This window comes from Leptospira idonii (assembly GCF_004770995.1).
GTDB classification, from domain to species: Bacteria; Spirochaetota; Leptospiria; order Leptospirales; family Leptospiraceae; genus Leptospira_A; species Leptospira_A idonii.
The window spans coordinates 1-6,104 of sequence record NZ_RQHW01000066.1 but is presented as its reverse complement, the minus strand read 5'-3'; the positions used below and the strand labels follow the sequence as shown (position 1 = coordinate 6,104).

4 protein-coding genes are annotated in these 6,104 nt (G+C 38.8%); all 4 read right to left on the bottom strand.

Going from position 1 to position 6,104, the window contains the following annotated elements; translation table 11 throughout:
- Positions 1-353: 353 nt before the first annotated feature.
- Positions 354-1,088 (bottom strand): hypothetical protein, encoded by a 735-nt coding sequence (locus EHS15_RS16980; protein WP_135761788.1) that lies wholly within the window; start codon positions 1,086-1,088, stop codon positions 354-356.
- On the bottom strand, positions 1,085-3,403 hold the full coding sequence (locus tag EHS15_RS16975) for a M23 family metallopeptidase (RefSeq protein ID WP_167884271.1): 2,319 nt from the start codon (positions 3,401-3,403) through the stop codon (positions 1,085-1,087). Before EHS15_RS16975 ends, EHS15_RS16980 begins: the two co-directional genes overlap by 4 nt.
- 270 nt (positions 3,404-3,673) lie before the next feature.
- Positions 3,674-4,282: a hypothetical protein gene (locus EHS15_RS16970; protein WP_135761786.1), complete on the bottom strand. Its 609-nt coding sequence runs from the start codon at positions 4,280-4,282 to the stop codon at positions 3,674-3,676.
- Positions 4,279-6,104, bottom strand: a 1,826-nt coding sequence (locus EHS15_RS16965) for a M23 family metallopeptidase (RefSeq protein ID WP_135761785.1), incomplete at its 5' end; no start/stop codon positions are given. The genes EHS15_RS16970 and EHS15_RS16965, both read right to left, overlap by 4 nt.

Sequence of the window (6,104 nt, the reverse complement as noted above, 5' to 3'; positions counted from 1 at the left end):
TGCATTGAACCGGATATCGTCGTATCACCTCTCTGTGAAAAGCTTATGCTCACATTCGCCTTCGCTCCCCCTACACCAATCATTCCTCCCCAAGTCGAGATTCGCTTCCAGCTCTCGTTTGCATGACCTCCTGTCATGACAAACGAACTTCGGCCATCTTTGGCCTTCGTCACCGCTAGAAGCTTTCTCTCCCGATTAAGATTCATTATATGGACATTTTATACTTTCTTAAGGGCGCCTCGCAATGATTTTTATAATGAATAGTTTATTTATCCAACCGACCCGGCTCTCCCTCGACGGCAACGCTCGGTCGATCCGTGGCGCAGGAAAGGGTTCATACTAGAAACTCAAATTCATTGCTCTGCCGCCTTACGCAAATCATCTGGATTGATACATTCAATTTGCTTAGGAGGGTAGATTTCTCGATTCTTTAATAACTCTTCTTTATCCATTTGGCAGAAAGAGTCGCCTGATAAATTATGAGCTGAAGGAAAATAACGATAAATCATACCTCTATAATTACGATCTCTTTCTAACATATGTTTTGGATAATCAACCAATTGAAAATGCTTAGAATCCAAAATAATAAACTTAATCTTACCTTGTCTTGGTTCGATCTTTACTACTCGATCAGGCTTATCATTTTTTGGGTAATAGCTAAGATAATCTGCGTAGCTCATCTCACAAATATTTTTATTGCATTCTAGTTTTGTTATAGCCTTAGGGTTTTCTTCAAACCATTCTCCACTATCATTACCTGTTAGTATATGAGTCCCATTAGGTAATATATAAAAATGTAAGCGACAAGCTGCAAAATCAATAAGAGACTGCCTAGGCCCTGGGCCATTCTTCCGTAATTCAAAAGCCTGATAATTAGCTTTCTCAAAATCATCCCAACATTCTTCTCCACCAACTCTTTCAAAAAAAGACCAATTGTAATTTGAGTTGGTTATTTTCTCTTCGAATTGAAATCCTTTGAGTTCTTTCGTGGGTGATACCAAAGGACTCTCTTTAGAAGTGGGTTCTTTTCCTTCTTGCTTACACCCAATCAATAAAAAGAAAAATAAGAGAATTCTCAACCAAATCATTCAATTTTACTCCAATCGAAAGTTTCCGGGTTATGCCCAATAATTGTAAAGTGCAAATGTGGAGCAGTAGAATGGCCTGAATTACCTGACAATCCAATTAAATCACCAGGATTTACGTCTTCGCCAAATTTAACATTAATGTTGCTTAAATGCCCATATATGACCCTTACCGTATTTGGAGCCTTCCCATATTCAACAGTAACCGAGGCACCTTTTCCCGAACTTCCATTCAAAAAACTTTCCGGGCTATTTTTAATCTCTATAACTTTTCCTTTTCCCACTGACCCTAGCGGCCTTCCCGTACCCATCCCAATATCAATCCCATCATGATTAATTTTTTTGGAATTAGGATCTGTAATTGGTAGTGTTCTACCTCCATCTTCTTTATGAGTGTCAGAATCAAAAGGGTATGTAACGGCCAGACCATAAGTCTTTATGTCAACTGGATATCTAACTTCTATTTGTTTTCCATCTGGTCCTTCACGGTAGATTTTACTCAATCCACCTTGTCCTTGGCCAACTTCCATTGACTCTACGCGTGTGGGAACTTTCACAACATTTACTAAGGAACTATTATCATTTATATAACCTTTCTCATTAAATTCAGCGATATATTTGTTTGCTTGTGTTTCAGAAATACCTTCACGCCTCAATGTACTATCTAATTTTCTAATATCTTCATCCTTTGCGCCAGCTAGTTGAAAGCCATTTTTCTCCAACCAAAGTTTTTGTGTTTGCAATGACGCACCTGTAATTAATTTATCTGCACTTGCTTGTGCTTTCTTCAATTCCGCTTGGGCATTTTCTACGAGCTTCGCTTTCTCTTTCATCAAGAAATTAGATTCTCCTTGCGTCATTAACCGCTGTTCCACCTGTCTTGCATAGCTCTCTGCATATGCCTGTAAGCTTCCAACAGAATCATTAAGACCTTGCTTAGCTTTCTCCAAAGCTTTCATCTCAGGCGTTTCAGAAAGTTGCTTTTGAACTTCGCTCTGAATTTTCTTATATTCTGAATTGTTCTCCGAATTTTTATATGTTTCAGACAATGCTTTCAAATTCGCAACTTGTTCACTTGTTGGGATTTTAACTTCGTATTTAATTTCTAACTGAGTGAACACTAGATTTCCACCATGATCCACTAACGGAGTTCTCTCCTGACTCCGTATTTTTGCTTCCAGCTCTATCTGCGTTTTCTTTAATGATGCAAGTTCTGCATTAATTGCCTTTCTTTCCGAAGCAGACAACGTAGTATCTTTAAGCTTGGCATCTAAATCTGCCTCTAACGCCGCAGCAGCACCTTCCAAATCTTTAAGTTTCATATCTCTTGTTGATGTATCAAAAGTTAAATCAGTATTTTCATCTCCCATATGTTTACTTGTAAGATCATTTAACATCTCTCGAGCAGCATCAACGTTAAATAATTTATCTACTGGCTTAGTATTATCAATTTCTCTCTTCGAACCAACTTCTCCTGGGTATGCATATTCTATTGTCTCTGGTGGTGCAGGAATTGGACCAGGCATTTCAGGTGGTGTCATATCATTCGCATTTCTTTCCTTCACACTCGCAATCGGATTATTCTCTTCCCGTCTCCCAATCCCAAACAACGCTAACCCGGCCAGGAAGCCACTTCCCAATGTTCCTAACGCTCCCATCGCTAACTCTCCCAAGTCAATCACTCCATTCAACTTATCTAAGGCAGCTTCCCTCTGCTCAGGAGTCAATTGAGATGGATCTATCTTCTCAGCTAATAATTTTTGATTATCCAATTCATATTGGATATTGTTTGCAAGCTCTGCTCTTTGCTCATTATTCAGCCCATTAATCTGATCATCTGTTAAGTTGGTATTACCTTTTATCAGAGTGATCTGGTTGGCCTTATCTCGGATCTCATCCGTTTTGTCCTGTGCAAGGTTTATATTCTGTTCCGCCCAATTGATCTCATCAAAGCGAAACCCATTCCAATCGTTTGTCGTTAAATTTACACCTGCGTATTGGGTTGATGTGGACAATCCGTCTCGATTCACTGTAGAAGTGATTCCTAGTTTGCTTCCTGGATCTGTGTAACCTAATGATCCAGACAGTCCTCCCCCATTGATGTCATAGTTTGCCCCGATGTTCCAGCCCTGTCTTGGTCCTTTATCACTCGGGTTGTAGTTGGCTCCTATCGTTGTCGATCCGTTAGTCGTGCTCGAACCTGTGACTTGTAGTCCTTTGTATTTGTCACTTAAACTCAATGAGCCCGATATCGTTGTATCTCCTCTTTGAGAGAAACTAACATTTACGTTACCCTTAGCTCCCCCTAAACCAATCATACCTCCCCAAGTCGAGATTCGCTTCCAGCTCTCGTTTGCATGACCTCCTGTCATGACAAACGAACTTCGGCCATCCTTGGCCTTCGTCACCGCTAGAAGCTTTCTCTCCCGATTAAGATTCATTATATGGACATTTTATACTTTAGTATGGGCGCCTCGCAAGGTTTTTATAATAAACAATTTATTTAAACAACCGACCCGGCTCTCCCTCGACGGCACGCTCGGTCGATCCGATGGCGCTGGGAAGGAAAGATTATAGACATAACTAACTCACTTATCCAAAGCCTCTGAATCAAATTCGCTTTGTCCTCCAATACCTATTTTAGGATATGTCTTAGTATAAAAATGCAATTTATGTCTTGCACTATTCCAATCTCCAGGAAATGGATCCTGAGCCGGTTTTATAAAGAAAACACTACAGTTATAATTTGCATAACTCCTTTCTGATGCTGTTTCTTCAAATAACGCTAAAATACATAATTTGTTTTCTACTTTTCTTATATGAACTACTTCTATTTCTTCTTTTGTATCTAGGATAGTATAAAATATCCTAATTTCATTTCCTTCTATTTCATATCTTGATCGGGGAAAATATGAATCTGCTTGAAGTGGAAGATGCATTTCTAATTGAAAACCTCGTTTATCCTGCCATATTTTGAACTTACCTAAGCTACCGCTACTCGTATAACCTTCTACATAATTATACTTACGTGGATTTGCCAATTCAGATTCCAGATTATTCACTTCATACCAACTCCCCATAAAATCATTAAGTGTAAGATTATTATGTGGTATGGAAGTGAAAATTGGCTCACTTTTCTTAACATTCTCTTTGCAAAAAAAAATTAAAAAAAATAAAATGACAATGGTATTTTTCATTTCTTCTTCTCCACTAAATCATAGTCAGGTGAATTGGGTCCATATTTATCAAAATAATCATCAACATACTTTTGCCCTTCTGTCTTGTATTTGTTCCAATCAAAATTTCCACTTGGTACTAGTTTATTATTAATACGTAGTTCATAATGAATATGACTCCCTCCATACCATGGTGCTTGAGTAGGTTTGTTTGTACCAACATGTCCAGTATTTCCTACATTAGCAATAATAGTAGAAGAAGTTACAGGTTGACCATTAGTTACCAATACTTCCGAATTATGTGCGTAAAATGTTTCTACGCCATAATCATGTTTTATCTTTACAAGATTTCCGTATACACTAGACGAGATGACCTCAGCAGTCCCCCCAGCAACAGGCATATAAGGTGTTCCGTATGGCAATGCAATATCTGTAGCATGGTAAGCAGTATTCCCACCTCTACTTGAGTGATCTTTTGGTGTGTTAGAGACCTCTGCTCCAGAATAGTTGATTCCAGGAAGTACGCCACCAACCTTTCCTGACGGATCATAACCAGGAGTCAAATTCTCTCGATTATTATAATTTTCTAGCACAATGGACTGCGTTGGTCTACTGATTGGTAAATCAGGATTTAAGTTCTTAAGCATCTCTGCCGCAACTCCAGCTCCCGATAACTTGGTTTTAGGATTTAGCAAAGTTTCTCGAGCGGAATCAAAAGCATTTACTTTTATAGAAAGTGCATCTTGTTGAATTTTTAAGTTTTTATACTCTGCTGATTTTGAATCAAGACTCAGTATCTGGATACTTATACTCTCCAATTGAGACCTATAAGGGTTCTGCATTATCGAGTCTAATGATTGTAATCTTACTTGTTCTGGTAGATTCTTTCTATCTTTGACTTCTTGCTGCGAAAGCTCTTTTAATTTGGTCGTAGTTTGACTTAATAAAGAAGTTTCTTGCTTTTTGAGCTTCGCTAATAACGTTTCATCTGCACTACTATTATAGTCTGAGATAGTATCTTTCTTTGCATTTATACTTGTTCGTAATTCCTGAATCTCGCGCTGAAGATCTTTTAATGGCTTCTCTATTGCTTCTCTCTTTAACGCTTGTTTTTCATTAAATAATGCTGTATCTGATTCTTTTAATTGTGTATCAACCTTAGAGGCACTTTCCCGCAAACTCTTTACTTCTTCCTGGCCCTGTTCAGTTAATTGATATTTTGTTCTCTCTATCGACACTGGCTTGGCTACTTCAGCCTGATCTATTGGATATTTCTCTACTACACTAGAAACTGTGTCACTTGTTTCAATCCTGTTTTCAACCGTATTTGCTCCCCCTGTAGCTAACAAAAATCGTATTGCAGCTTCCTTCTTAAACTTACTCAACGCTTCTTTAGCCTTCTCTACTTTCGCTAAAGCACTTTGTAGATAACTAGTATCTTCTGGATTCCCACCACTATCTGCAAACGAACTCGCTTTTTCTAACGCAAGTTCCGCTTCTTCAGCGGCCTTTAATAACCCTTCATACTCCGATCTTTCTGCAGGAGACAATTTGTCTGGATCGAATGTATCTTTTTCAGACGGAGGGGGTTCAGCTGTCTGTTCTCTCGGCTTCACACTCGCTATCGGATTATCTTCCTCTCGTCTTCCTATCCCAAACAACGCAAGTCCTGCAAGGAAGCCACTTCCTAACGTAGTCAAGGCTCCTAGTGCTATATCCGTTAGTGATGGTTCATTCACTAATTTATCCAACATGTCTTCACGAAGTGCTGGGTCTAGATTAGCGAGCTCCTCATCTGTTAATTTATATTTGTCTTTTAGCTTCTCGTTCTCTTCTCTAGTAT